The organism is Pseudomonas sp. GZD-209 (genome assembly GCF_049310485.1).
Taxonomy (GTDB): Bacteria; Pseudomonadota; Gammaproteobacteria; order Pseudomonadales; family Pseudomonadaceae; genus Aquipseudomonas; species Aquipseudomonas sichuanensis.
Genome location: NZ_JBMOWQ010000026.1, coordinates 20,940 through 46,321, shown reverse-complemented (window position 1 = coordinate 46,321; position 25,382 = coordinate 20,940). Strand labels below are relative to the sequence as shown.

The window sequence follows — 25,382 nt, the reverse complement described above, 5'->3', positions numbered from 1 at the left end:
CGCAGGGACTTAGCTGGCGGTAACCGATTCAAGTTGTTGCAGCAGTAACGCAGCCTGCGTGCGCGTGCGCACCCCGAGCTTGCGGAAGATTGCAGTCACATGGGCCTTGATCGTCGCTTCCGACACGCTCAGCTCATAGGCGATCTGTTTGTTCAGCAGGCCTTCACAGACCATGGTCAGCACCCGGAACTGCTGGGGTGTGAGGCTTGCGAGCCCCTCGCTGGCGGCCTTGGCCTCAGCCGACACATCGACCTTCTCGAATGCCTGGGGTGGCCACCAGACATCGCCATCGAGCACGTTGCGTACCGCTTCCTGGATCTTGCTCAGCTCGCTGGACTTGGGAATGAAACCACTGGCACCGAATTCACGGGATTTCACCACGACCGCCGCTTCTTCCTGCGCCGACACCATCACCACCGGGATTTGCGGGTACTGCCCACGCAACAGGACCAGGCCAGAGAAGCCATAGGCACCGGGCATGTTCAAGTCCAGCAGGACCAGGTCCCAATCGGACTTTTCCGTCAGGCTGGCTTCCAGTTCGGCGATGCTCGCCACCTCAACCAGCCGCACGTCCGGCCCGAGGCCGAGGGTAACGGCCTGGCGCAGTGCGCTGCGAAACAACGGGTGGTCATCGGCAATCAGGATTTCGTATGTGGCCATCGATCTATGGATCCTGTTCTGTGCCAGGCGCGGGGATACGGGATACACCTGGCGGGCAACTCAAGGCGCGAACGGCAGGGCCGCCGGCCGGGACGGCACGGCGAAGTCCGGGGTAACAGCAGCTTCGTCGTGCCCGAATCGGCGCCAAGGATGACGAGCACGCACCGAGTGGTCAAGCCAATTGCCCGGTCGTACCCACCTCCCTGGCTGCCAGCCCCGTCAGTATGAACCAATCCGCAACGCCCGCCCCTTGGACTATAGGAAGGTATGCAAACGCCGGTGTATCTCATCCTGCTCATCGAGCGGCAGGCGCCGCTTGCCACTGAGGTAATGCAGGCTGAACACATCCAGATAGGCATCCAGGGCCTGCGAAGCCTGGCTGTCGCCGGCCAGGTCCAGGCACATGGCCGCCACTTCCGCCGTGCAGAAATGGTCGTCACGCTTGGAGCGACGCAGGCGATAGCGCGACATCTGCTCGGCCTGCAGGCTCAGTACCGGGAATTTGTCGAGGTACGGGCTCTTGCGGAACATCTTGCGCGCTTCGGTCCAGGTGGCATCCAGCAGGATGAACAGCGGGCGCTTGCCCGGGGCGCAGGCGACCTCGCTGACCACCCGTTCCTGGGCGACGAACTCACCAGGGAAGACGATATAGGGCTGCCACTGCGGATGTTCCAACAGCGCCAGCAAACCCTCGTCCACCGAGGTGCGCAGCCAGCCGAAGGCCGAGGTGTCCTCGATCAGGTCGGCGATCAGCCAGCCTGTATTGGTGGGTTTGAGTGGCTCGGTGTCATGCATCAGCAGGCACATGCCGGACTCGGCCTGCACCCTGGGCTTCCAGGCACACAGGCAATGCGTGGCGATGACCCGGCACTGCGGGCAGCGTTCGGCACGCGAGCCGCGGGCGACGAAAGGTTTGATGCTGCGGGCCAGGCGCTCGGCGCGCAGCCGCGCTACCGCATGGCTCATGGCTGCAGGCCTTGGCGTTGAGAAGGGACGAACACAAAAAACGACTCTGCGGATGACAAGGCGCCAGTCTACCAGAGGCTGCGTCATTTGCCGTGCAGCCCCGCCTGCGGCTCCTTTATAATCGCCGGTTGTGGCGGCCGGAAACACCGAGTTTCAGGGAACGCCGCCTGCCGGCGCAGGTCAAAGCGCCAGTCATCGAACCAGGAGAGATCCATGCTGCGTCTAATTGCCCCGACCCTGAGCCTGCTGCTCGCCCTGCCCCTGGCCGCCCAGGCCGCCTCCAAGCAGGAATACGAGCTGAAACAGACGCTGGAGAAGGTCGCCAAGGAAAGCAGCGTCGGCACCCCACGCGCCATCAACGAAGATATCCTCGACCAAGGCTACACCGTCGAAAAAGGCAAGGCGCTGGTCAACCACCTCAGCGTGCGAGAAAGCCATGCCGAACGCATGCGCGCCAACCCGCAGCAGGTACGCAGCCAGCTGGGCGACAGCGTTTGCCGCAATACCGGCTACCGCCAGCTGATGTCCAAGGGCGCAGTGCTGGTCTATCGTTTCACCGTCTACAAGACCAACCAGCCCATCATGGATCAGGCCTTCGATGCCGCCAGCTGCGTGGCCGGCAACAAGAAGAAGTGATTCAGGCCAGCTGATCGCTAGCGCGCCGCTGCTCTTCCTCGGCGCGCAATTCAGCCAACAAGGCCTGTAGATACCGTGATTGCCGCTCTGCACCTTGCAGACGACGCAGGCATTCACCTTCAAGGCTCAGGTGATGGGCCTGCGCCTCGCGCGCCAGCAACTGAAACAGTTGCCCATCCACCTCGATCACCAGTCGATGCATACCGCCACCTCCCGCGTCGCGCTTTTGCCCCCCTCCAGTAAACCAAAGCCCCATAAAGGCTGGGCCTGACCTGACCGACGGCCCGCTTGCAGGGCAAGCGGCGCAATGGCGCGCCAGCGTCTAGATTGATAACGAGACCCACAACAACGACAACAAGATGGAATTGCCACTGCATCATGGCCTTGAAGGCCTACTGCAATGCTCGGGGTGCACACTCGAGCCATAGCAGCCAGCGGCACACGCAGTGCCGCGGCCGGGACACACCATCGACCCGGTCAGAGGTTTTGCTGCAGAAGGAGACGTTGAATGCCTTACCAACCGAATGAGCTTCTGTTCAACCATTTCAAAGACCAGGGTATCGACCTGGGCAACATCGACAAGCAACTGCAGTTGGTCGCCCCGAACAGCCCCAACCTGCCGCTGTACCGCGACATGATGCTGACCATCCTGCGCATGGCTCATGACGACCGCAACCGCTGGAACGCCAAGATCACATTGCAGGCCCTGCGTGAGCTCGACCAGTCGTTCCGCACCCTCGAACGCTACAAGGGACGGCGCAAGGTGACGGTCTTCGGCTCGGCGCGCACCCCGCTGGAACACCCGATGTACGCCCTGGCCAGGGAGCTGGGCGCGACGCTGGCACGCTCCGATCTAATGGTCATCACCGGTGCCGGGGGCGGCATCATGGCCGCTGCCCACGAAGGCGCCGGCGCCGACCACAGCCTGGGCTTCAATATCACCCTGCCCTTCGAGCAGCATGCCAACCCCACGGTCGATGGCACCGACAAACTGTTGCCGTTCCACTTTTTCTTCATTCGCAAGCTGTTCTTCGTCAAGGAAGCCGACGCGCTGGTGCTGTGCCCCGGTGGTTTCGGCACCCTCGACGAAGCCCTGGAAGTGCTGACCCTGATCCAGACCGGCAAAAGCCCGCTGGTGCCTGTGGTGCTGCTGGATTCGCCCGGTGGCAGCTTCTGGCGCGACTGCCTTGATTTCATCAGCCGCCAGCTGGAAGAGAACCGCTACATCCTGCCCAGCGACCTCAAACTGGTGCGCCTGGTGCACAGTGCCGACGAGGCCGTGGATGAGATCAACCAGTTCTACAGCAACTACCACTCCAGCCGCTGGTTGAAGAACCAGTTCGTCATCCGCATGCACCATCCACTCAGCGAAGCGGCGTTGCATGACGTCGAGGAAGGTTTCGCCGACTTGCGCCTGAGCGGCCGTTACCACCAGCAACCGGACAGTGGCGCCGAACACGAGGAGGGGAATTTCAGCCACCTGACACGCCTGACATTCGCGTTCAATGGCCGCGACCAGGGGCGCCTGCGTGAGCTGGTGGACTTTATCAACTTGCCGGAAAACTGGGCCAAGCCCCAGCCGATGCACACCACTCAGCGGGCGCGAGAAGCCTTGAAGGTGAGCTGAACGAAAAATGCCCCGCATGGCTCCCTTCAGGTGGCCATGCAGGGCATCAGTAGGCTTTGTACGAAAAGTGCCTGCGCGACGATCATGCTGCGTTGAAAACAGGCTGGTGCGCCAGCCCGGTCGGAATGCTCATTTGCAACCAGCAAAGTCGAGCGCGACCCCGGCCGTTCCTCGCCTGTTTTCGCCTTGCCTGATCGCCACTCGGCGACTTTTCGTACAAACCCTAGTCGTCGAGATCCCGACCGCTGAGCAGCCGCCCGATCATCTCCATGGAAAAACCACGGTAAGCGAGAAAGCGTGTTTGCTGCCCACGGCTGCGTGGGTCATGTGGGCGCTGACCGGCGAACTTGCGCTGCCAGACATCTTGCAACTGCGCCGCCCAGTCCACCTCGCTTTCACGTAGGGCCTGGTCAATGTCACTGCGGGCAAGTCCACGCTGCCCCAGCTCCTCGCGAATACGCGCGGGGCCGTAGCCAGCACCGGATCGGTAGCGGATAAAGCTTTCGAGGTAGCGGGCCTCACTGAGCAGCCCTTCTTCGGCAAGCCGATCGAGCGCGGGCTCGATCAGCTCATCCGTTGCGCCGCGCTGACGCAATTTGCGCGTCAACTCCACGCGACCATGCTCGCGGCGTGCAAGCAGGTCCATGGCTGTCCGCCGCACGGCGACCGGGGTGTCGAGTACGGCGGACATGGGGCAGATCAATAACCGGCGTCGGCGTCAGCCATGTCGTCGGCATCAGCCTCAGCGGCAGCGGCCTTGCCAGCAGCAGCGACGGCGCCAGTAGTGAGCAGCTTCTCGCGGATCTGCTTCTCGATCTCGGCACCGATGGCCGGGTTCTCTTGCAGGTACTTGGCGGCGTTGGCCTTACCCTGGCCGATCTTGTTGCCCTGGTAGCTGTACCAGGCACCTGCCTTCTCCACGAAGCCGTGAGCCACGCCCAGGTCGATGACCTCGCCGTTACGGTAGATACCCTTGCCGTAGAGAATCTGGAATTCGGCTTGACGGAACGGCGGCGAGACCTTGTTCTTGACGATCTTGACGCGGGTTTCGCTACCCACCACCTCGTCGCCTTCCTTGACCGCGCCGGTACGGCGAATGTCCAGACGTACCGAAGCATAGAACTTCAGGGCGTTACCGCCGGTGGTGGTTTCCGGGCTACCGAACATCACGCCGATCTTCATACGAATCTGGTTGATGAAGATGACCAGGCAGTTGGCGTTCTTGATGTTACCGGTGATCTTGCGCAGCGCCTGGGACATCAGACGCGCCTGCAGGCCGACGTGCATGTCGCCCATCTCGCCTTCGATCTCGGCCTTGGGTACCAGTGCAGCCACGGAGTCGACGATGATCACGTCGACCGCGTTGGAGCGCACCAGCATGTCGGTGATTTCCAGAGCCTGTTCGCCGGTGTCCGGCTGCGAAACCAGCAGGTCGTCAACGTTGACGCCCAGCTTGCCAGCGTATTCCGGGTCGAGGGCGTGCTCGGCGTCGACGAAGGCGCAGGTGGCGCCGTTCTTCTGGGCTTCAGCGATGACCGACAAGGTCAGCGTGGTTTTACCGGAGGATTCCGGACCGTAGATCTCGACGATACGGCCCTTGGGCAGGCCGCCGATGCCAAGGGCGATATCCAGGCCCAGGGAACCGGTGGAGATGGAAGGGATGCCTTGGCGCTCGTGGTCGCCCATGCGCATGACGGCGCCCTTGCCGAATTGGCGTTCGATCTGACCCAGGGCCGCAGCCAAGGCGCGCTTCTTGTTGTCGTCCATTGAAATCCTCACGTGTTCGACTTGGCCCTGACGGCCGGAATAACTGTATAAGTAGCCAGTATTATTCCACAGGGATTCGTTTCCGCAAACCCCCGCTTGGCGATTTACTCCGCGCCAAGCTGTAACAAGCCGTCTAACGCGGCGATTACCGTCTGTCGGCGCACCGCTTCGCGGTCCCCGTCGAAGTGACGCCGTTCGCTGCGAACATGGGCTCCATCGGCCCAGGCCAGCCACACCGTGCCCACCGGTTTGGCCGGCGAGCCGCCATCAGGCCCGGCCACACCACTGACCGCCACGGCAAAGCGAGCACCGCTGGCCTGCTGGGCCCCGCGCGCCATCGCCTCGACCACCTCCTGGCTGACCGCGCCGACCTCGGCGAACAACGGTTGCGGGACGCCCAACTGGCGGGTCTTCTGCGTATTGGAATAGGTGACGTAGCCCGCCTCGAACCAGGCCGAGCTGCCGGGGATACGGGTGATGGCTTCGGCAATGCCACCCCCGGTGCAGGATTCGGCGGTGGTCACCTGGGCATTGAGGCGTCGCAGGTGCTCGCCCAGGCGGGTGGAAAGCGCGGTGATCGGGTCCATGACGGGCTCCTGAGTGAATTGCGCCCTACCCTAACACCCGGCAAGGGCTCACCGCGACAGGGCACGAACATGCTCCTGGCAGGCGCGCAGGGCGATCAGTCCGCGGTCGCCGGTGTCGGTGATGGCGATAATTCGTCGAGCATGCGCTGGGTCAAGTCGGGCGCGTACGGGGCCATGATCCAGGCCGCTGGCGGCGGTGGCGGCAGGCACTGAGCCACAGCTGGCGCCGCGCTCGACCAGGACCGACAGGCGCAGATCGGCAGTAGCAAGGCGGTCACGCAGGCGAGCCTGAGTCTGTTGCGCATCGGTAAGCTCCTGGAAATGTCTCGATTCACTCTCATGCAGCCGTTGCTCCAGCCCCTGGCGCTGTTCACGCTCGGCGAGCAGCAGGCCATGCAGCGCCTCGGCCTGATCCAGCCGTTGCTGCACCAGCTGCTGCTCCTGCCGGGCCAGCAACCGCCCATAGCGCCAGGCCTGCAGTTGCCAGGCCAGCGCCGCCCCCAACAGCAGGAGCAGCGCGCAAAGCCCAAGCTGCCAGCGGCTCAACACAGCACCTCACGGGCTCGCTGCCACAGCAGCAGGCGATCGGAAAGGCCATTGAGGCCACCATTGATGTGGCGGGTGATGCGATTGAACTCACCTTGGTCGGCCAGCGCGTTCAGCCCCCGCGAGTGCCAGAACCAGGCCGCCGATTCGCAGGCCCAGCGCGGTTGTTCGAGCATCTGCGGCTGCGCCAGCAGGCGTTCGTCACCGAACAAGGCACGGCTGCAGGCCTGGTAGTTGTTGCGCCCGGTCACTTGGATCAGGCCGCGGCCACAAAAGCGCTGGCCGTCGCCATCGGCCTCGGGCGTGTTGCCCAGGCGCAGGGCCAGGCTGCCGGTGTCATAGCGCGCCAGGTAACGGTCGCCCCCCAGTTCCTTGACGTAGCGCAGCTGGCCGGACTCATGGCCGACCTGGGCAAGAAACGCGGCGACACGCTTTGGATGGTCGATTTCCCAACGGGCCATGGCCTCATTGAGCGCCGGCAGGAAGGCCGTGACCCGCTGGCCGGCTGCGGGATAGATTTCTTTCAATTGCGGTTCGGTTAACACCATCGATGGCGGCTCCATTGCGGTCTGATCGAATGGCGGCCAGTGCCGCCGGTGATTCGCTCAGGGGCGATGGCTCGAAGCGCATGGCTTTCACATGATTCAAGGTGCGGCAGCGGCCACATTTGATCTGGAGCTCGGAAGCGGGCGTGATGCGGGCCAGCAGCTTGCGGCACTGGCCACAGCGAAAATCGATGAACATAGGCGCAGGTCCTGGCGGGTTGGCCACTGATGTCGGCTTGGGCGGCCTTGCATTCAAAGGCACGCCTGCGCCGACTATAGAAAGCCTGCCGCCCTACGGGCATCGGGAAACCTTCACCCTGTGCACTGGGCCTTGAGCGACGTCGCGCGACGCGGCGCCGCGCCCTTGGCCCTGGCCTTGCCCTGCCGGCCACCGCTGCACTGCACGGTGGTGCGCCAGCCACTGCTGGTGAATACCTGCTCCACCGACTCGATCAGGTACGGCCCATCGAGTCCGGCCAGAAACCCTCGGGCCTCGATTTCACGTTCGGCGAACAGGTCGGTACGCCCGGGCAGGTCCAGGCGCACACTGGCGGTATCGCGGTTGAAGCTGGCCAGGCGCGCCTTCGCAGCCTGTTCGGCTGCGGCCCGGTTGGGGTACAGATGGCGGTCGGTGTGCACCGCCTGCAAGCCATCCGGGGCGTCGCCATTGGCCAGCTCCACGGCCTGCACGCGACCGCTGGCACTGTCCAGGTGACGGGTGCGGACGGCCTTGTGGGTGCTCCTGTCAGCCAGGCGGAACTGCCACTGGCTGACCTCGTCGCGAGCAATAGTGACCACCCCCAACGCCTTGCCGCTGGCGCTTTGTCGCCCCTGACGCGGAAGCACCAGCAACTGGCCATTGGCGAGTTTTCCGGTGCAATCGTGCTGGCGGGCCAGGCGGGTGATGAAGTTGAAATCCGACTCGCTGTACTGGTCGACACGCGGTATCTGCACCGTCACCGGGCATACCGCCTGCCAGCCGTTGCGGGCAGCAATCTCGGCGACGATGCGCTGCAGCGTCACATTTTCCCAGCTGCCGCTGCGAATGGTCTTGCCACTGCCGCGCAGGTCGCAGGCCTTGCCACGGATCACCAGGGTGTCGGGCGGGCCGGACAGCTCCACCTCATCGACGGTGTAACGGCCCAGACGGCTCAGGGGCTGCCCGGCATAGCCGAGCAACACCTCGAGCACCGCCCCCCGGGCCGGCAGCGCAACGGCGCCATCACGGGCATCGATGCGCAGTTCGAATTCATCCGATTCAAGGCCCGGTTTGTCGGTGGTACGCATCAGCAACAGGCGATCGTTGATCAGCGCGGTGATGTCCTTGCCATCGGCCTGGATGCTGAACACAGGTTTCATGATTCTGCCTCCCTGGGGGCTACGCTGCGCGATCGGCACCGTAGCCCCCTGTCAGTCCCACAGTTGAAGGGTATTGCTCGCCACCACAGGCCGTTCCGGCAGCACTATCCTTACCCCGGCGCGAAACGGCTGGGCCTCGTCCGCGAGCCCCTGGTTGGCATCCAGCACCGCCTCGACCATCCCTTCGAGCTGCCCGTAGTAGTGCTGGCAGAGGGTGTCGAGCAGGTCGCCTTCAGACGTTATGCAGATCCTGGCCATAACTCACGAACTCCAGTGAAAAGCCTTGTTTGCGTGGAATGCCGCCGGCCTGCAGCAGGCTTTGCTCCTCTTCGATACTGGTCAGGCACCAGGTGCCAAGTACCTCGCCATAGCCGCTGGTCAACGACAGCGGCAACAACTGGCGACCAATGCTGCGCAGGGTCTGCAGCTGGCCAAGGCCGCCCTTGAAGCCGGGGAAGATTGCCCCGCGGATACTGATGCTTTCTTCGCCCAGGCTGACCGCCTGCTGTGCGCTGTCGCGGCTCAGGCGTTCCTGCCCGGCCCAACGAAAGCGTGTTTGCCGGCGCAACTGGTCGAAGGCCGCAGTGTCGAGGTTGAAGTAGTAGGGTGTGGCCCCGGCTTTCAGGGGTTGCAGCACCAGCAGATGGGGGAATGGCTTGATAGCCTCCGCCGCCGGTGTCGCCTGGGGCGCAAAGCCCAAGGTCGACAGCACGCCGTTGACGGTCGAACGCACCTCCCCCACCATCCGCCGAATGGCCGCACCGGCCTTGGCCACGTGGCCGGCGAACCCGTCGATGCGGTCACGCACCTGGCGGACCACGGCCACGGCCTGGTCATACTTGGCCACCACCTTGGCCACCCGTGCCTGGGCGGTTTCGATGGCGCGCATCGTGCGCTGCAACTTGGCGCCGATGATCGGACCGACCACCGGCAAGCCTTCCAGCTCGACGACCGCACCTTGAATATGGTCGATCGCCTCGTTCATTGGGTCGAGCATGGCGTCGGCACGCCGACGCCCTGCTTCTCCCGCCTTGACCAGGGCGTGCAGCGTGGCTTGCAGCTGCTCCAGGTAGGTCATGAAATGCTCCTCAAACGTGTGCGCTGTCGACCATCTGCGCGGGCTGGGCCCGGGCCATAAGGTCAGTCAAGGTGCGCCGTGCGATCTGCTCCAGTTGCTGGATCACCGAAGGATCGTTCAGGCTGTTGTTGAACGTGACGGGCATGTTGGCGGTGAAGGTGAACTGTTGATTAAGCGGAGCGGGCGTTGCTGCCGATTGCACTGCCGGTGCCGATGAGATCGGTTGCACGGGTGTCACAGGCAGCGCTCGCGCCACCTCACCCAAGCCGGGTTTATCGGGCAGATGCTCGGTCGAGCCCAAAGCCTTGCCTGACAAGCCACCGATAATCTCCCCACCCGCACTGCCGAGCACGCCGCCTATCAGCCCACCGATAACCGTACCTATCCCCGGCACCACCGAACCGAAAGCAGCACCTGCGGCAGCACCGGCCAACCCTCCGCTCAAACCACCAACGGCAGTACCGTAGCTTTCGAGCTTCTTATCCGGGGAGACATTGCTGCCATAAGTTTCAGCGAGCTGAAGGCCGGCATCCAGAAGAGCTATGCCAGGAACACGCCTCATCAGCTTCCTTGAAATATTGAGTACTCGGCTCGTAGCCGGACTTGCCCTGGGGCTTGCAGAAGTCACTGCAGTAGGTGCGCTTGTCGCCGCCTCCGGGGCTCTGGCAGAGGTTGACTCCAACTCAGGAGCCGCGGCCCTCTGCTCACCCACTGGCGCCATCAGTTCACCTTCATGCTCAACTGCAGCCTGCTGCTCCGAGGCTTGAGCCGCGTCGACCGTGGAAGCGCTTGTCTGTACCTTGTCTTCGTACATGACCAGGTCGAACAGGCCACCACCTGCTTTCTGCCCAAAGGTTTCACCCAACATACCGCCGAGCTTTGGAAGGTATCGCTTGAGCCGCCTATTCTTGAGCCTGCTTGCCAGCGTTGCCCCCAACAGAGCGCCGCCCAACTCGCCAACCGCCGCACCGACACCTTCGGCCCTTTCCTCGCCAGTCTCGCCAGTAAGCATCGCCTTGACAGCCTTGTCCCGCGCCTCACCAGCGCCGGCTTTCCAGGTTTTCCTGACGGCCCTGGTAACCCGTCGACTGGAGTTCGGCGTCCTGCCCCGGCCCATCTCATAGGCAAGTCGCCCCCCGACAATTGTCGCAGCCCCGATAGCCCCTGCGATTTGCATCCGGTCACGAATGCTTCTGGGCGTGCGCTGTGCGCTAGTTGAAACGTCCTTGGCGGGATCGGCCGCAGCAGGCACAGCGCGGCCCGGCGGTGCAGAAGCAGCACCGGCCCATGGAAGGTAACCACCAACCGGCATTAGACGCAGATAGCCCAGGCGCAAGCGCTCGACTTGATCAATCTCCCTGCCCAGTCGAAGAATCTGCGCCTCATGTTGTTCTGCCTGATTCAGAGCCAGCACCCCTTCCATCTGGCGCACCTTGTCCAGCTCTAGCCCCAGGCGAATGACCTCACCGATCAGGCGCCCGAGCCGGGTGTCATCAGCCTGCCTGCGCAGCCGTTCGAGCGACTGGCGCAGCGCATCGATAGCGCTGCCCAGCGGCTGAGGGGCGGTGACGCCGAGGGTGAATACCGATGTATTCGCCATGCATTCCTCCTTGTCACTCCGCCAGCCACCAGAGCATGTCGCAGTACGACATGCCCATGATTTCGCTGGCGGAAAAGTTCAGCTCCTTGGCCAGCCGCCGTGCGGCGGCCTTCTGCCGGGCTGGATCAAACTTCGTCGTCCTGCACCAGGCGAAAGTAGCCACTCTGCAGGCGGCTGTAGTCCTTCAGGGCCAGGCCTTCGAGGTCTTTGACGCCAACCTCTGCGAGCGAGGCGAACAGGTTCAGCTCACGCTGCTCGTCGTCCCCTGCGCCACCGAGCTGCGCGTTGCGAATGTCACGCACGGTCGGCGCCCGCAGCGACAGGCTGTCCACCTGCAGGCCATTGGCCTCGCTGGGGCGCGACAGGCGCACAGTCACCCGCTCGGCGCTGAGCATCATCCATTGCGGCAATTTCTTCGCTTGAGCCATTGCAGGTTCTCCTTACAAGCCAAGGGCGGCGCGCTGGGCGGCCAGTTGGTCGACACCGTCGATCACCCGCTTCATGCCCAGAGCGTCGATCTCGTAAACCAGCCGACCGTCCACTTCGAGCTTGTAGTAGGTGACGCCGACACTGTGCTTGATCTCGGCCTTGTCGCCGGACTTCCAGTCACCCATGTCGACTTCCTTGAGGGTGCCGCGCAGGGTGACCACCACCGGGTTGATCTGCCCCTTGAGGCCCTTGAAGGCGCCGCGGAAGGTGCCGTTGAAGCCGTTGCCGTCGGCCAGGCCGAAGAACTTCAGCGACTCGCGGCGCACACCGGTGGTGGTGAAGGCCGCTTCCTGTTTCTCCATGCCCTGGTCCATCTCGACCGCCATGTCCATGCCGCCAGGGCGGTACTCCTCCATCTTCAGGGTGAGCTTGGGCAGGGTCAGGCTGGGTACATCGCCCTGGAAGCTGACGCCATCGACGAACAGGTTCAGGTTGGCCAGGGTTTCGGGAATCATTGCCATGTAAATGCGCTCCTTAAGCGGCGGAATCGAGGACTTCGGTCAGCCACTGGTTAGTGACTTCAACGCGGAAATTGGGGTTTTCGGCAGGCGGTACGTCGGTGAAACGGATGTTCCAGTACACCTTGCCCTGCTCGAGCTGGCTGGCGGTGTTCAACTGCGGGTCGGCGTAGACCTCGAAGTTGATGATCGCGCCCTGGTTCTTCAGGTCGCGCATGAAGGCCTGCAGGCCTTCGGTGACGTCCTTGACGTAGGTGGCGGTGATGGAGCGGTCGACGGCCCACTTGTGGCCGTAGAGGATCGCGTCCATGACGATGTCCATGGTCCGCACCCGAGTGACGAAGGCCCACTTCGGGTCGCTCGACAGGGTGCGGTTGCCCCACAGGCGGAAGCCGTCGTCACGGATGATGGTGGCGATGTTGGCGTTGTTCAGCAGGTTGGCGCGGCAGCTATCGTCGCCATCGAGGAACTCCACCGCGCGGGTGGTGCCGGTGATGCCGACGAACTCCTTGTTAGATGGCGAAGCCCAGAAACCGTATTCACGGTCGGTCCAGGCGAACAGGCCGGCGACCCAGGCCGAGCCGGGTGCGTCGACAGTGGCCTCTGCGTCGTTGTCCCAGTAGCGCACGCCCGGGTCGACCAGGAATGCGCGCTTGGCGCCGAAGTTCTTGGCGTAGGCGATGGCCGCCTCATCGGTGCTGTTGGGACCGTCGATGATGGCGATGGCGCGCAGCTTGTCGGCCAGGGCCACCAGCGCGGTGCCGACGGCCTGGGTGGCGCTGTGTTTCGGCGCCACCAGCAGGCGCGGCTGGGCGTTGAAGCGGCTTTTGCCGTCGAGCAGCGCTTGCAGGCCGGTACGTTTGCCGTCGGCCAGCACGTTGCCGATGATCGCCGAGGTCTGCTCGGCGGCGTCCTCGACCTTGGCCACGCCGCAGGCAACGATGACCGCCTTGGCGCGGCTGTAGATGGCGCGGCAGGCCTTGGTGATCGGCGCATTCAGGCCGAACGCCGCAACCGCCTCGCGCTCGCTGGTGATCAGCACCAGGTCGTTGGCCTTGGCGGTGACGTTCGGTCCTTCGGTGAAGGTATCGACCAGGCCGATGATCGAGGAAGACGGCAGCGCGATGCTGCGCGCGCCGGTGTCGACGTTGGTCACGGTGACGCCGTGGAAGAATCCACTCATACAGGTTTACTCCAGGTTCGGGTATGAAAAGGCCCTGCGGGTGCAGGGCCTTGAGAGGTTGTTTGCGGGTGAAAAAAAGCCCCGGCGGTGCGGGGCTTCATTGGATGTATTCGGCGACCCATGGCGGTGCCACAGGGCGTTTATCGATCGATGGGAAAGCTACGCTGGCCGGCCAGTCGCGCAGGGCTTGCAGGTGGGCGAGCAATTCATTGAAGCGCTCACCGCTCAGCGTGGTAGTACGAGCCAGGTCGCGCTCGGCGCGATGCCGCGATACCAGCCATTCGTGGCGGGCGATTGCAGCGTCACGCCATGCCCGTTCACTGGCGGCGGCGTGGGCCGCCTGGGCAGCCGGGTCCAGCACCCAGGCCTGGCCACTCCAGACGTGCAGGTCATCAGGGCGCGGCTCGGGGGTCAGCCCCTCGGGCAGCGGCCCCAGCTCGATGCGCGTCACCTGGGCGCCGGTATCGGTGCGAAAGTACAGGCCCCGGTCGTCCTCGATCTGCACCGGCGCCTGGCCGTCAAATACTGCCCACACCAGGCCAGCGCCCGGCTTGGTCAGCGGTTTGTCCAGGGTGAAGGCATTGGCCGGTAGCTGGGCGCCGAGCCCTGGCACCTCCGGCAGCGCGACAGGGCCACTCAAGGCGCCGGACGGTTCGATAAGGTAGGTATGCATGTTGCCCTCAAATCAGCTTGATACGTGCAGGGAAAGCGAGGTTGCGCGGGCGGGACATTCCAAACATGTACGGGGAGCCGCCTGGCGCGACAGGGGTTAACGCTGCTGTGGTGACCGTATAGCTGCCGGCCCACTCCGTGTAAACCGCAGGGTCATATCCATAGTCCGCAGCGCCCTGTAAGGCTGTCGGCGCCAAGGCGGTCGCACCTTGGCCGCCGCTCGGGTAGTCCGCGACCACCAGAGAGCCACGCTGGCGACTGCCGGCCGCGCGAGCCGCGTCCACACCGCGCCCCTCATCCAGAGCGCGCAGGAACTCGCCGCGCAGCTCAGGCACGCGGAACGTGGCAGCACCGTCGCCATCAGTCCAAGCACCTTCCATGCCGGACCGCAAGGCCTCAGTTGTCAGCATCCCGGATTGCAGTGCGTGGTCCCAGAGCCACGGCCAGTCTGCACGGTTGAACAGCCCGCCGTTCGGCAGGCCCCAGCCCCCCGGATTGAGCGCAGTCGAAGTTTCGAAGACAGGGCGGCCCAGAGCAGTGTTGTCCAACCGATCAAGCGGCACCCACGCGCCGGCGCCGTCGCTGCGCAGGTGCCAGAAGTCACCGGCGCCCATCAGCACAAAGAACGCATAGCCCGCCGCACGCAGCCGGGTATGGAACTTGACCGTTTCGCCACCGGCCGCCTGTACGACCAGGCGATTGCCGCTGTTGTCGACGCGCTGCACCCGCACATCCATCAGCCGGCTGGCCGGGGGCAGGGTGATAGTGACCGCACCGGCCGAGGCGTCGACCAGCAGCACGCCGGTTTCATGGGGTGCAAGCACCTTGCTCACGGTAATTGGGGTATTGTTCAGCCCACGCACTGCGAGCAGGCCGCGCTCCAGTTCGGCTAGGTCATCAGCACGGCTCATTGGTCCATCCTCATCTGTTCAAGAAAAGTCGGCGGCATAGGCCGAGCCGACGCGTCGGGAAATGCGTTCGACTGGGGCCAATCGCGGAGCGCTTGCAGGTAAATCAGCAGTGCGCTGAACTGCTCACTTGTCAGTGTCGTATCGACAGCAAGGTCCAATTGGTCGCGATGACGGTCACGCAACCAGAGCCATTGCGCCAGCTCTCCATCGCGCCATGCACGCTCGACCAACGACGATGCGCCAGGCAGCGGCGCGTCAACCGGTGCGATGAAAACGCCTCGCTCAAAACGCCAACCGACACCAACCGACAGCCCCTCCGGGAGCCTTTCACCCATGGCGTCTCCCGTTACGAAACCAACAACAGCGCCATCCTGGATCAGTGCTTTCATCATGCCTCCCACCGTACGCGTGCGTTGATTTTTCCTGAGCCTGGCGAACCGGTGGGGATCCAGGCACTGATGCCTACACGCCCGGTATACCGGTCACTGAAACCTGTGGTCGCGCCTATAACGCTGCCGCTTGAGTTGCTGCCCACAGGTTCAGCGAAGATTGCGTAGTCCGATTTGGTGTAATCGTCGTAATCCGCAAAACTGACGACATAAGCCCGTGGGGTCCGAGCCCAGTTGAGTGAGAGCGTGTAGGCTCCGAACGCCCCGGACCAATGGGCGACTGCCTCAAGACGCTTACGATTTGCCAGCGGCAATACACTCGGGACGGAGCCCGGCGCGCCAGTCATGATCTTGGCCAAGAGCACATCGACAACCGTTGAATCGAACCCCGAGGCCGCCTGCCCCGACTCGGAACGCAACGCGACGGGGACTGGATCGGTATCGGTACCTGGTGCGATGTACAGTTGCAGCGCCCGGTCCCTGATGTTCCCGCGAAGATACAACGTGGCATTGACTGGCAGCGCGACACTGGTCCACTCGATGGTTTCCACCACGCGTGGTCTGCCCAGCGCCTTTGCCGGATCTGCTTCGGCCAGGGCGATCAGCACGCCGGCCGGTACCGTAACGCTGCCACCACCGCCTTCCATGGCAGCCCCAATGACTGCCAGCCGGCCATCTGCCGTCGCGACCGTCGGAAAATCCAGAGCTGCAAAGGGCAGCGGCCCAGAAAGCTCAAGGCTCAACGCCTGGACTTGCGAAGCCAGGGCTGCTACATCGAGCTGCCCTTGATTGACCGGCGCGCTCCAGGCCTTGATGCACCACATCACCGCCAGGTTGCGCGGGCGGTTTTCCATGCCGCCGGTATCAGCGGTCGTCTGGCTGCCAGATGGATTACCCACTCGCACGTTGGACGGGACAGTCAAGTTGTTGCCAGCAGCAGTAGAGCTGAGCCCCGCACGATCCTTGAACTCATGGTTATGGGAGGGAAAATCCGCCTGCTGCCAACTACCAAGGTTGCGCCCTGGATCGATTCCGCGCCCGTTGTCCCACCCCCGCAGAAACTCCCCGCGCGAATCTGGCAAGCGGAAGACCCCCTCGGCCTCACCACCGGTGTTGAACGTCGAGCCGAGGTACGCAGCCAGGTCCGGAAAAGCCGCAGCGCTCTTCTCACTACCATTGACTTCGAGAAAGCCCAACGGCACCGGGCCCTTGGGGAACGGCAGCATGGTGCCGACCGGGAGTGCCGAGGCCTTCTTCACCAACATATCGATTTCGGCCTTGGTATACGTGTCGACCGCCTGAAAAGTGCCGAATGCCAGGATCTCCACCGCCTCCCCCATGCCACAAGGAGCACGGAAGGTGATCTTCTGGCCATCCGCCAGGTAGTCGGTCACTTCCCGGCCATTACGCAGGACGACGGTGCTCCCAATCGAATGCGGGGCATTGAATACCGTTTGCCCCAGCGAGGCCGCAAACGAAAACCTTTCAAAAGTCCGGCCGCTGCTGACACCGCCACCCAGCTGGAAGTAAGTACCGTCGTAATTCAGGTCATAGAGCGCCCCGGCGCGCACATCACCGCCGACCAGGTCGACCAGACCGCCAGTGCCGGCCTTCTTCACCGCCACCGCCGGCCGGCCATTGATGCGTGCCGTTACCGCGCCAGTGTTGGTGGCGACGGCCTGGAACTGGAAGCGCTGGCCAGCCGCGTAGGCAGGTAGCGCCGCCTCGCTGCTCTTGAGCGTCAGCACCAACGCATCTGCAGTGCCGCTGGCCGCACCGAGCCAGGCCAGCGGCCCGGCGTCCTTGGCCACATCGGCGCGGCGCAGGTATTGCGGATGCGGGTCGGCGGCCTCCACATGGGCCTTGAGCTGATTGCGGGCGTACAGTTCTGCCGCTTCACGGGCCTTGTCGACGTAGTCGCGGGTGGCCAGGACGATGCTCGGGTCGATCTTCAGGGTGACGTTGGCCAGATTGCCGAACACCACGTGCATGCGGATGGTCTGGGTGCGCCCCGAACCTTGCGCCAGCAGTGGCTTGTAACTGGGCGCCGGCTTGGCCACGGCAATGAAGTTGCCGTTGGCGTCTTCCAGCGCCAGTTCGCGGATCCACCAGCCGCCGGTCTCCGGCGGCAGCACCAGCTCGGCCACCAGCACGCCGGGGTCGGCTGGCGACTGGTAGAGCGCGTTGAGTTGCGCACGGTAGACCTGGCGCACCAGCGCGCTCTGGGTCGGTTTCGGGGTCGGGTCCGGGGTTTGCGAGGGTTCGCCGCCGGCATCGCCGATCAGCATGTGGGTGATGTTCCAGGGCAGCCCCAGCGCGGCGGTGTTGGCCTGCTGGGCGATGCCGACGTTGGTCAGGAACCCACCGAATTGAGTGGTTGAGTTAGCCATTGAGGTAGATGTCCAGTATGTCCAGAGTGGTTTCGTTTACCCAGTGCGCGGCGCCCAGGTGCACGTCGATGTCCGCCGCTTCCCAGGGGTACACCTCGAGCAGTTCGCCCTCATTGAGGGCAACCGCCTGGTAGGCCGGCAGCAGGCTTTCGAGGCTGATATCGAGGCCGATGAGGTGGCGGCTGACCGGTTTGGCGTCGTCGATCAGGCGGCTCAGTTCCTGGTAAGTCTGCTCATCGATTCCGGCCTCCTCCACCCCCACCTTGAGGGCGAAGGTGCCGGGTACGCCGACCGGCTCGAGTTGCCACCATTCACGCACCTCGATCAGATAGCCGAAGGGCTCGACCACCCGTCGCAACGCGCCGAGCGTGCCCTTGTGGGCATGCACGAAAAACGCCGAGCGGATCACCGACCGTTTGATCGTCTCGCTCCAGCTGTCGTCCCAGCGGTCTACCGACCAGGCCCAAGCCAGTTGATAAAGCAGATGCGCCGGGCAACTGTCGGGGTTGTACAAGGTACGCAGCCCCGCCTTGAGGTCTTCGTCGGCGGCCGCCTCGAGGGCGCGTTCAAGGGGTGTGCGGTTGAGCGGCAGAAGGCTTTGCATGTCAGCCTCCGCGCTTGAGGTCGAAGCCGCTGCACCAGGCCGCCTGCGCCTTGCTCGGCTGCAGGTCGGCCCAGCCGATCAGCTCGACCCGGCTGACGCCGTCGATGTGCAGCAGCGCATCGATACCCGAACGCGCTACCTCAACGCCCAGGCGCCGTCGTGGGTTGATGGCACCTTCAAGGCGCCGTCGACACTCGGCGAGGATCGCTTCGTACTCCGGGCCGCTGCCGGCCATGTGCAGCACGGCATCGATGCGATACGGCAGTATCTCGGCACTGCGCACCACCACCCGGTCGGCGACCGGACGGATGTCGTCGTCGTTGAGGTAGCTGGCCACTTCGGCCAGCAGTGCCGGGCTGGCGGTGCCGTCGCCGTCCAGGCTCAGTACGGTGATGTCCACCACGGCTGGCGACGCGCTTTCGGCCGTGGCATCGGCAACCTGCCCCGAGGCATTGCGGGCATGCAGGATGTAGCTGTTGCGCGGGCCGGCGGTGGTCAAGCCTTCGTAGACCAACTGCACCCGCTCGCGCAGGGCGTCGTCGGACTCCAGCAATGCTTCGACAGGCGGCAAGGCGGTTGGGTCCGCAGCCTGGATGACCAGGCGTTGCAGGCTGACGTTGCCGGCCAGTTGCTCCAGGTCGCTGCCCTCGGCATAGGCCAGCAGCAGCGCCTTGGCCGCGTCGTTGATCCGCGCCCGGTTGAGCAGCTTGCGGTAAGCCCCGACTTCCAACAGCTTGGTGACCGGGTCGCTCTCCAGCAAGGCGTTCCAACCGTCGCCCAGGCGGCTGCGGAAGGTGTCCAGGTCATCCTGGTAGATCGCCTCGAAATCGAGGTCTTCGAGCACCTGGGGCGCTGGCAGCCTGGACAGGTCGACCTGGCTCATACGCTCACCTCCAGCAGTGCGTCGTCGCCCAGATAACGGCCGCTCAGGGCCAGGCTGACCTGGCCATCGAGCACCGCCACCACCCGCACCCGTTCAAGTGCCAGGCGCGGCTCCCAGCGCCCAAGGGCCCGGGCAACTTCGGCCTGCACGGCGCTCTTCCAGCCGTCGTTGACCGGCAGGTCGACGTAGCGACGCAACTGGCTGCCATAGTCGGGGCGCATGCGCCGGCTGCCGAGGGGGGTGGTGAGGATGTCTTCGATGGATTGGCGAAGGTGGGCGATGCCGCTCAGAGGCTGCCCCGTACGGCGGTCCAGGCCGATCATGGGGCACCTCCCGACGCAGGCGCACCCCGTTCATGAATATGCATGGCGTTCTCTACCTGTAGAAGAGCGTGATGGCGTGCGCAAAGCTGCGCACTCTGGTCGCTCGCAGGCGATCGCGCAGGGCTCGAGGCCTTGGCATGATTCAAGGTGCCGCAGCGCGGGCACTTGATCTGCAGTTCGGTGAAATCGCCCGTGCGGGCGAGCAGTCGCGCGCAATGGCCGCAGCGCAGGTCTTTGAGCATGGGCTTGCCTCCCTGGCATCGATTGGGTGGGCTCAGTGCTTGTGATTGGCGGTGTTGCCGGCGGTATCGATGATCCGACCGCCGCCGTTGATGTCACCGCTGACCAACAGCGGGCCATTGATGGCGACGTTGCCAGTGAGGGTGATGGACGTGGAATCGAGGGTGATGGCTGACGTCTCGAGCGTGATGCCGGCATCGCTGACCTGCAGTGTGCTGGCGCCCACCTTGATGCTGGCGTTGCCATTGGGCAGCTGGATGTCGTAGCGGCTGGCCTGCCAGTCGTAGCTCAGCGAGCCTCCGTCGTCGAAACGCCAGACCTCGACATGATCGCGGCTGTCCGGGGCAGCGCCAGCATTGCCATACAGGCCCGGCACGAAGGTACCTTGCGCGGGCTCGCCACTGGGACTTACCAAAACACCCTGTTCATCCAGGCTGGGCACACGCCAGTGGCGGGCCTTGCCGGCAGCGAGTGCGTGCCAGCGCACCCAGGTGCTGGTCCAGCCATCGCCGTCACTCACACGCACCCGGGCAGCAGCCAGGTCCACCGCCACTACCCGGCATGGGATCACCAGGGCTGCCAACATGCGATCGTGCATGGCGCTGGCGTAGCTCATGCCAAGTCCTCCGGCTTGATGTAACGGCTTGCGTTACCGAGGCCGGTGTCGGGGTCGAAACCGAGCAGCAGGCTGCCCGGCGGCTGGTCCGGCCATTCCCAGCGTGGCTCGCTCAACAGCACCGGCTGGTCCCAGCGCACCTTCCACTGGCCCCCGAGGTACTGGGCCTGGACATTGCGGGTCGCCTCGACGAACTCCAGGCCCCACAGTTGCTGGCGCAGCAGGTCCATCAGTTGCGCCGCCAGCTCGCTGCCCTGCAGCCGAGCGTCCGTGCTGGCCGTGTCCGGGGTAATATCGGCCTCGAAGGTGATCGCCAGTACCGAACGACCATCCCGGGGGGCGGCATCGGCGACCATGCTGACGATGCCGTGGCGCAGGGCCGGTAACGCCGTGTTGCTTCCTACAGCTGCTTCGGCCTCTACCGACGCAAGATCCGGTATCGCCTCACGAATGGTCTGGGTCAGCGTCGTTTGCAACATCGCCAACTGGCTCATGCATCCTCCTTCCAGGGTTGATCACCGTTGATCGGTTCGCGCAAACCCAGGCGCTTGGCGGCCCATCGTTCGTATAGGCCGATGGCCACATCAGCGCCGGCCATCGCCGTCAGGCAACCAAAGGCGCTGGCGCTCCATATCGACATGCCCGTTGCATACAGCAGCATGACCGTTGAAACCCCGCAGACCATGCAGGCCCCGGATCGCAGCGCCAGCCGCCTGACCAGCGACCAGCCTCGGGCACCGGCCTTGTCGGCGCGCCACATTTCGCCGCTGAGGCCGCCCAGCAATGCCAGGACGATCACCAGCCAGAGCGGCATTTCCAGCAACGTCTGTTGCTCGTTCGTCACTGTCCTGTACTCCTTGTGTGATGCCCGCCGGCGACATGCCGGCGAACGGAGGGTTGTTGCCTTCGGCATTCCAAAAAGCCCGGCTTGCAGGCTTTTCAGTAATGCGTTGGCGAACCGCTGGCCACGACTGGTGACGCCGCGCGGTTCCGCTTCAAATTGGTGTCTCCGACCGCGGCCACCTGCCCGCCGGATAACTGATCGTGGTGCTTTACGCTGCACACCCGGGCCAGTTGCCAACCCTCTGAACAGTTGAGGCCTGTTCATCGCTGCCTGTGTAACAACCGGTTGCTGACCGGCTTGAGACACAGGTTATGCATCAATGCATATGCAGTCAATGCATTTATTCAACTGTTTATGCATTTGATTTTGCTTAAATGCATGAAGGGCTTGTTGGACGTGAGGTGTAGGGCTTTTCTGCGGACGAAAAAAAACCCGCCGGAGCGGGTTTTCGTCGGGAATCAAGGTGGGTCAGCGCGCGTACATGCCCCACCAGAACACGTGGCCCAGCAGGCTGATCTGCTCGTCCTGCATCTGCTGGAAGCTATAGTCCTCGTCAGGGTGCTCATCACGGTTGAAGCTGCGCAGGCGGATGCCGGTGGGCAACCGGTAGACCTGCTTCACACGCAGCTGGCCGTTGTGGTTGATGGCGTAAAGATCGCCATCGATGATATCGCCGATGGTGCACCTGCCGGTGTTGACCCCTACCGTAGCGCCGTCACGCAGCACCGGCAGCATGCTGTTGCCACGCACCGTCACGCACTTGGCATGGTCGAACTGCACGCCGTTGTGGCGCAGGCTGCGTTTGCCGAAGCGCAAGCGTGCGTGCTCGCTTTCTTCGATGACGAATCTTCCTGATCCTGCTGCCAACTCGACCTCACGAAGAAAAGGAACAGACACCTCGTCATCCTCGACGGGGGTTTCATCGTCCCACAAGCTGATATCGCTCAGCGCCGCATGCGCCTCGGTGCGCGGCGCCGCTTCACGGGTGTCGCCCAGTTCGGCACGGCCGCGCAGTTGATCGGTGCTCACGCCGAAATACTCGGCGATCTTCGACACGTGTTTGTCGGAAGGGTCGACGATCTTTTCGCTGAGAATGCGCGAAAGCGTGGATTGCGGGATGCCCGTGCGCCGGTGCAGCTCCGTCGGGGACAGGCCGTGGCGTTCGAGCAGCGCTTTGAGAGTGGAGGCTACGTTGCGTTTTTGCATAGCGTGCATAATGCCGCCCACCCAAGGTAAATGCAATCACCCCGCGGCGCGTAGTTTTGCCCCACCCATACGCCCTGCAGCAGGCGTAAAAAGCCTGTACCATTACGCGTTTCGCATTTTGCCACCAGACCACCCGCTGTAAGGCCCTGAATGTCTGATCTCTCCGCACACACCCCGATGATGCAGCAGTACTGGAAGCTGAAGAACCAGCACCTGGACCAGCTGATGTTCTACCGCATGGGCGATTTCTACGAGATCTTCTACGAAGATGCGAAGAAAGCCGCGAAACTGCTGGATATCACCCTGACCGCCCGCGGCCAGTCGGCGGGCCAGTCGATCCCCATGTGCGGGATTCCGTTCCATTCGCTGGAAGGCTACCTGGCCAAGCTGGTCAAGCTCGGCGAATCGGTGGTGATCTGCGAGCAGATCGGCGACCCGGCTACCAGCAAGGGCCCGGTGGAGCGCCAGGTGGTGCGTATCATCACCCCTGGCACGATCAGCGACGAGGCCCTGCTCGACGAGCGCCGCGACAACCTGATCGCTGCCCTGCTGGGCGATGAACGCCTGTTCGGCCTGGCAGTGCTGGACATCACCAGCGGCAACTTCAGCGTGCAGGAAATCAAGGGCTGGGAGAACTTGCTGGCGGAGCTTGAGCGCATCAACCCGGTCGAGCTGCTGATCCCCGATGACTGGCCCCAGGGCCTGCCGGCCGAGAAGCGCCCGGGCGCTCGCCGCCGTGCACCGTGGGACTTCGACCGTGACTCGGCGCGCAAGAGCCTGTGCCAGCAGTTTGCAACCAAGGACCTCAAAGGTTTCGGCTGCGACAAGCTGACCCTGGCCATCGGCGCCGCCGGTTGCCTGCTGACCTATGCCAAGGAAACCCAGCGCACCGCCCTGCCCCACCTGCGCAGCCTGCGCCACGAGCGCATGGACGACACCGTCATCCTCGATGCCGCCAGCCGCCGCAACCTGGAGCTGGACATCAACCTGGCCGGTGGCCGCGACAACACCCTGCAGTCGGTGCTCGACCGTTGCCAGACCGCCATGGCCAGCCGCCTGCTGACCCGCTGGCTGAACCGCCCGCTGCGCGACCTCAAAGTACTCAAGGCGCGTCAGGACTCGATCCGCTGCCTGCTCGACGGCTACCGCTTCGAAAAGCTGCAACCGCAGCTCAAGGAGATCGGTGACCTCGAACGCATCCTGGCGCGTATCGGCCTGCGCAACGCGCGCCCGCGTGACCTGGCGCGCCTGCGCGACGCCCTCGGCGCCCTGCCCGAGCTGCAGAACGCCATGGCCGAGCTCGAGGCGCCGCACCTGGCGCGCCTGGCCGCGATCACCGGCACCTACCCCGAACTCGCCGGTATGCTCGAGCGGGCGATCATCGACAACCCGCCCGCGGTGATCCGCGACGGCGGCGTGCTCAAGACCGGCTACGACAGCGAGCTCGACGAGTTGCTGGCGATGAGCGAGAACGCCGGCCAGTTCCTCATCGACCTCGAAGCCCGCGAGAAAGCCCGTACCGGCCTGGCCAACCTCAAGGTCGGCTACAACCGCGTACACGGCTATTTCATCGAATTGCCGACCAAGCAGGCCGAGCAGGCGCCGGGCGATTACATTCGCCGCCAGACGCTCAAAGGCGCCGAGCGCTTCATCACCCCGGAGCTCAAGGCCTTCGAGGACAAGGCGCTGTCGGCCAAGAGCCGCGCCCTGGCCCGCGAGAAGATGCTCTACGACGCCCTGCTTGAAACCCTGATCGGCCACCTGGCACCGCTGCAGGACAGCGCTGCCGCCCTGGCTGAACTGGACGTGTTGAGCAACCTCGCAGAGCGCGCGCTGAACCTGGACCTGAACTGCCCCAGCTTCGTCGACGAACCCTGCCTGCGCATCGAGCAGGGCCGCCACCCGGTGGTCGAGCAAGTACTGACCACGCCGTTCGTGGCCAACGACCTGGGGCTCGACAACAGCACGCGCATGCTGATCATTACCGGCCCGAACATGGGCGGTAAATCCACCTACATGCGCCAGACCGCCCTGATCGTGCTGATGGCCCATATCGGCAGCTTCGTGCCGGCAGCCCGCTGTGAGCTGTCGCTGGTCGATCGCATCTTCACCCGTATCGGCTCCAGCGATGACCTGGCCGGCGGGCGCTCGACCTTCATGGTCGAGATGAGCGAGACCGCCAACATCCTGCACAACGCCACCGACCGCAGCCTGGTGCTGATGGACGAAGTGGGCCGCGGCACCAGCACCTTCGACGGCCTGTCGCTGGCCTGGGCCGCCGCCGAGCGCCTGGCCCAGTTGCGTGCCTATACGCTGTTCGCCACGCACTACTTCGAGCTGACCGTGCTGCCGGAGAGCGAGCCGCTGGTGGCCAACGTGCACCTGAACGCCACCGAACACAATGAACGCATCGTGTTCCTGCACCACGTGCTGCCTGGCCCTGCCAGCCAGAGCTACGGCCTGGCCGTGGCGCAACTGGCGGGCGTGCCGGGGCCGGTGATCCAGCGTGCCCGTGAGCACCTGGGCCGCCTGGAAACCACCAGCCTGCCCCATGAAACGCCGATTGCCAGCAAGAGCAAGGGCGAGCCGGGCGTGCCGCACCAAAGCGACCTGTTCGCCAGCCTGCCACACCCGGCCATCGAGAAGCTGGGCAAGCTGGAGCTGGACGACATGACCCCGCGCCAAGCTATCGAAATGCTATATCAACTGAAGAACCTGTTATAACGGCCACCCACACAAGCTGGTAGAATCCGGCGCGGTTCGCGAGCGCTGCAGGTTATTAGCCTGGCCTGCAGCCACCAAC

General features: G+C 64.1%; 29 protein-coding genes and 2 pseudogenes. 3 read left to right on the top strand and 28 right to left on the bottom strand.

Annotated elements, in window-relative coordinates; all coding sequences use genetic code 11:
* Positions 1 to 9 precede the first annotated feature (9 nt).
* Both erdR and ACO6VM_RS04375 read right to left on the bottom strand, forming a co-directional pair.
* Positions 10 to 660 (bottom strand): response regulator transcription factor ErdR, encoded by a 651-nt coding sequence (gene erdR, locus ACO6VM_RS04380; protein WP_401056673.1) that lies wholly within the window; start codon positions 658 to 660, stop codon positions 10 to 12.
* A 255-nt stretch (positions 661 to 915) separates the two neighbouring features.
* Positions 916 to 1,626, bottom strand: coding sequence for a tRNA-uridine aminocarboxypropyltransferase (locus ACO6VM_RS04375; RefSeq protein ID WP_401056675.1), 711 nt, complete (start codon positions 1,624 to 1,626; stop codon positions 916 to 918).
* A 213-nt stretch (positions 1,627 to 1,839) separates the two neighbouring features.
* Between ACO6VM_RS04375 and ACO6VM_RS04370 the strand changes: the two genes are divergently transcribed.
* A complete protein-coding gene (locus tag ACO6VM_RS04370; protein WP_110992365.1) occupies positions 1,840 to 2,262 on the top strand; it encodes a quorum-sensing-regulated virulence factor family protein in 423 nt (140 codons plus the stop codon).
* A 1-nt stretch (position 2,263) separates the two neighbouring features.
* On the opposite strand, the gene ACO6VM_RS04365 is transcribed toward ACO6VM_RS04370, so the two are convergent.
* Positions 2,264 to 2,464 (bottom strand): hypothetical protein, encoded by a 201-nt coding sequence (locus ACO6VM_RS04365; RefSeq protein ID WP_390967987.1) that lies wholly within the window; start codon positions 2,462 to 2,464, stop codon positions 2,264 to 2,266.
* A gap of 306 nt (positions 2,465 to 2,770) precedes the next feature.
* Between ACO6VM_RS04365 and ACO6VM_RS04360 the strand changes: the two genes are divergently transcribed.
* The gene (locus ACO6VM_RS04360) at positions 2,771 to 3,889 is read left to right on the top strand and encodes an LOG family protein (RefSeq protein ID WP_390967988.1); all 1,119 of its coding nucleotides are present in this window, start codon (positions 2,771 to 2,773) and stop codon (positions 3,887 to 3,889) included.
* A gap of 223 nt (positions 3,890 to 4,112) precedes the next feature.
* On the opposite strand, the gene recX is transcribed toward ACO6VM_RS04360, so the two are convergent.
* From recX to ACO6VM_RS04235, 25 genes and pseudogenes are all read right to left on the bottom strand, one after another.
* Positions 4,113 to 4,580 carry a recombination regulator RecX gene (gene recX / locus ACO6VM_RS04355; RefSeq protein ID WP_401056678.1) on the bottom strand — a complete coding sequence of 156 codons (468 nt, stop codon included), beginning with the start codon at positions 4,578 to 4,580 and terminating at the stop codon, positions 4,113 to 4,115.
* 8 nt (positions 4,581 to 4,588) lie between these two features.
* Complete coding sequence (gene recA, locus ACO6VM_RS04350; RefSeq protein ID WP_401056680.1) at positions 4,589 to 5,656, bottom strand: recombinase RecA; 1,068 nt, start codon at positions 5,654 to 5,656, stop codon at positions 4,589 to 4,591.
* 104 nt (positions 5,657 to 5,760) lie between these two features.
* Positions 5,761 to 6,243 (bottom strand): CinA family protein, encoded by a 483-nt coding sequence (locus ACO6VM_RS04345; protein ID WP_258704934.1) that lies wholly within the window; start codon positions 6,241 to 6,243, stop codon positions 5,761 to 5,763.
* Between the two features lie 48 nt (positions 6,244 to 6,291).
* Positions 6,292 to 6,789, bottom strand: coding sequence for a lysis protein (locus tag ACO6VM_RS04340; RefSeq protein WP_401056682.1), 498 nt, complete (start codon positions 6,787 to 6,789; stop codon positions 6,292 to 6,294).
* A complete protein-coding gene (locus tag ACO6VM_RS04335; RefSeq protein ID WP_401056684.1) occupies positions 6,786 to 7,337 on the bottom strand; it encodes a glycoside hydrolase family 19 protein in 552 nt (183 codons plus the stop codon). Before ACO6VM_RS04335 ends, ACO6VM_RS04340 begins: the two co-directional genes overlap by 4 nt.
* Before the next feature lie 28 nt (positions 7,338 to 7,365).
* Positions 7,366 to 7,533, bottom strand: a pseudogene (locus ACO6VM_RS04330) (zinc finger domain-containing protein); the annotation flags it as partial.
* Between the two features lie 113 nt (positions 7,534 to 7,646).
* Positions 7,647 to 8,693 (bottom strand): phage late control D family protein, encoded by a 1,047-nt coding sequence (locus tag ACO6VM_RS04325; protein WP_401056686.1) that lies wholly within the window; start codon positions 8,691 to 8,693, stop codon positions 7,647 to 7,649.
* A 51-nt stretch (positions 8,694 to 8,744) separates the two neighbouring features.
* Positions 8,745 to 8,951 carry a tail protein X gene (locus ACO6VM_RS04320; RefSeq protein WP_125465175.1) on the bottom strand — a complete coding sequence of 69 codons (207 nt, stop codon included), beginning with the start codon at positions 8,949 to 8,951 and terminating at the stop codon, positions 8,745 to 8,747.
* Positions 8,926 to 9,771, bottom strand: a complete 846-nt coding sequence (locus ACO6VM_RS04315) for a phage tail protein (protein ID WP_125465176.1) — start codon at positions 9,769 to 9,771, stop codon at positions 8,926 to 8,928. Before ACO6VM_RS04315 ends, ACO6VM_RS04320 begins: the two co-directional genes overlap by 26 nt.
* Positions 9,772 to 9,781: 10 nt before the next feature.
* On the bottom strand, positions 9,782 to 11,371 hold the full coding sequence (locus tag ACO6VM_RS04310) for a hypothetical protein (protein WP_401056688.1): 1,590 nt from the start codon (positions 11,369 to 11,371) through the stop codon (positions 9,782 to 9,784).
* 125 nt (positions 11,372 to 11,496) lie between these two features.
* Positions 11,497 to 11,799, bottom strand: coding sequence for a phage tail assembly protein (locus ACO6VM_RS04305; protein ID WP_110992378.1), 303 nt, complete (start codon positions 11,797 to 11,799; stop codon positions 11,497 to 11,499).
* Between the two features lie 12 nt (positions 11,800 to 11,811).
* Complete coding sequence (locus ACO6VM_RS04300) at positions 11,812 to 12,321, bottom strand: phage major tail tube protein (protein WP_110992379.1); 510 nt, start codon at positions 12,319 to 12,321, stop codon at positions 11,812 to 11,814.
* A gap of 13 nt (positions 12,322 to 12,334) precedes the next feature.
* The gene (locus tag ACO6VM_RS04295) at positions 12,335 to 13,501 is read right to left on the bottom strand and encodes a phage tail sheath subtilisin-like domain-containing protein (RefSeq protein WP_401056691.1); all 1,167 of its coding nucleotides are present in this window, start codon (positions 13,499 to 13,501) and stop codon (positions 12,335 to 12,337) included.
* Positions 13,502 to 13,598: 97 nt separating this feature from the next.
* A complete protein-coding gene (locus ACO6VM_RS04290; RefSeq protein ID WP_401056692.1) occupies positions 13,599 to 14,174 on the bottom strand; it encodes a hypothetical protein in 576 nt (191 codons plus the stop codon).
* A gap of 7 nt (positions 14,175 to 14,181) precedes the next feature.
* Positions 14,182 to 15,084: a phage tail protein gene (locus tag ACO6VM_RS04285; RefSeq protein ID WP_401056694.1), complete on the bottom strand. Its 903-nt coding sequence runs from the start codon at positions 15,082 to 15,084 to the stop codon at positions 14,182 to 14,184.
* Positions 15,081 to 15,473 (bottom strand): phage tail assembly chaperone, encoded by a 393-nt coding sequence (locus tag ACO6VM_RS04280; RefSeq protein ID WP_422402796.1) that lies wholly within the window; start codon positions 15,471 to 15,473, stop codon positions 15,081 to 15,083. The genes ACO6VM_RS04285 and ACO6VM_RS04280 overlap by 4 nt, the downstream gene beginning before the upstream one ends.
* On the bottom strand, positions 15,473 to 17,863 hold the full coding sequence (locus tag ACO6VM_RS04275) for a phage tail protein (protein ID WP_401056696.1): 2,391 nt from the start codon (positions 17,861 to 17,863) through the stop codon (positions 15,473 to 15,475). The genes ACO6VM_RS04280 and ACO6VM_RS04275 overlap by 1 nt, the downstream gene beginning before the upstream one ends.
* Positions 17,856 to 18,467, bottom strand: coding sequence for a phage tail protein I (locus tag ACO6VM_RS04270; protein ID WP_347148640.1), 612 nt, complete (start codon positions 18,465 to 18,467; stop codon positions 17,856 to 17,858). The genes ACO6VM_RS04275 and ACO6VM_RS04270 overlap by 8 nt, the downstream gene beginning before the upstream one ends.
* Position 18,468: 1 nt before the next feature.
* On the bottom strand, positions 18,469 to 19,350 hold the full coding sequence (locus ACO6VM_RS04265) for a baseplate assembly protein (RefSeq protein ID WP_401056698.1): 882 nt from the start codon (positions 19,348 to 19,350) through the stop codon (positions 18,469 to 18,471).
* On the bottom strand, positions 19,347 to 19,673 hold the full coding sequence (locus ACO6VM_RS04260) for a GPW/gp25 family protein (protein ID WP_110992385.1): 327 nt from the start codon (positions 19,671 to 19,673) through the stop codon (positions 19,347 to 19,349). Before ACO6VM_RS04260 ends, ACO6VM_RS04265 begins: the two co-directional genes overlap by 4 nt.
* Positions 19,674 to 19,768: 95 nt before the next feature.
* Positions 19,769 to 19,915: pseudogene (locus ACO6VM_RS04255) on the bottom strand (Com family DNA-binding transcriptional regulator); the annotation flags it as partial.
* A 32-nt stretch (positions 19,916 to 19,947) separates the two neighbouring features.
* Positions 19,948 to 20,529 (bottom strand): phage baseplate assembly protein V, encoded by a 582-nt coding sequence (locus ACO6VM_RS04250; protein ID WP_401056700.1) that lies wholly within the window; start codon positions 20,527 to 20,529, stop codon positions 19,948 to 19,950.
* Positions 20,526 to 21,023 carry a hypothetical protein gene (locus ACO6VM_RS04245; RefSeq protein WP_422402795.1) on the bottom strand — a complete coding sequence of 166 codons (498 nt, stop codon included), beginning with the start codon at positions 21,021 to 21,023 and terminating at the stop codon, positions 20,526 to 20,528. Before ACO6VM_RS04245 ends, ACO6VM_RS04250 begins: the two co-directional genes overlap by 4 nt.
* On the bottom strand, positions 21,020 to 21,373 hold the full coding sequence (locus ACO6VM_RS04240; RefSeq protein ID WP_401056704.1) for a phage holin family protein: 354 nt from the start codon (positions 21,371 to 21,373) through the stop codon (positions 21,020 to 21,022). The genes ACO6VM_RS04245 and ACO6VM_RS04240 overlap by 4 nt, the downstream gene beginning before the upstream one ends.
* Positions 21,374 to 21,841: 468 nt before the next feature.
* The gene (locus ACO6VM_RS04235; RefSeq protein ID WP_110992390.1) at positions 21,842 to 22,588 is read right to left on the bottom strand and encodes a LexA family transcriptional regulator; all 747 of its coding nucleotides are present in this window, start codon (positions 22,586 to 22,588) and stop codon (positions 21,842 to 21,844) included.
* A gap of 141 nt (positions 22,589 to 22,729) precedes the next feature.
* On the opposite strand from ACO6VM_RS04235, the gene mutS reads away from it, so the two are divergent.
* A complete protein-coding gene (mutS, locus tag ACO6VM_RS04230; RefSeq protein ID WP_125859881.1) occupies positions 22,730 to 25,303 on the top strand; it encodes a DNA mismatch repair protein MutS in 2,574 nt (857 codons plus the stop codon).
* Positions 25,304 to 25,382: the final 79 nt, after the last annotated feature.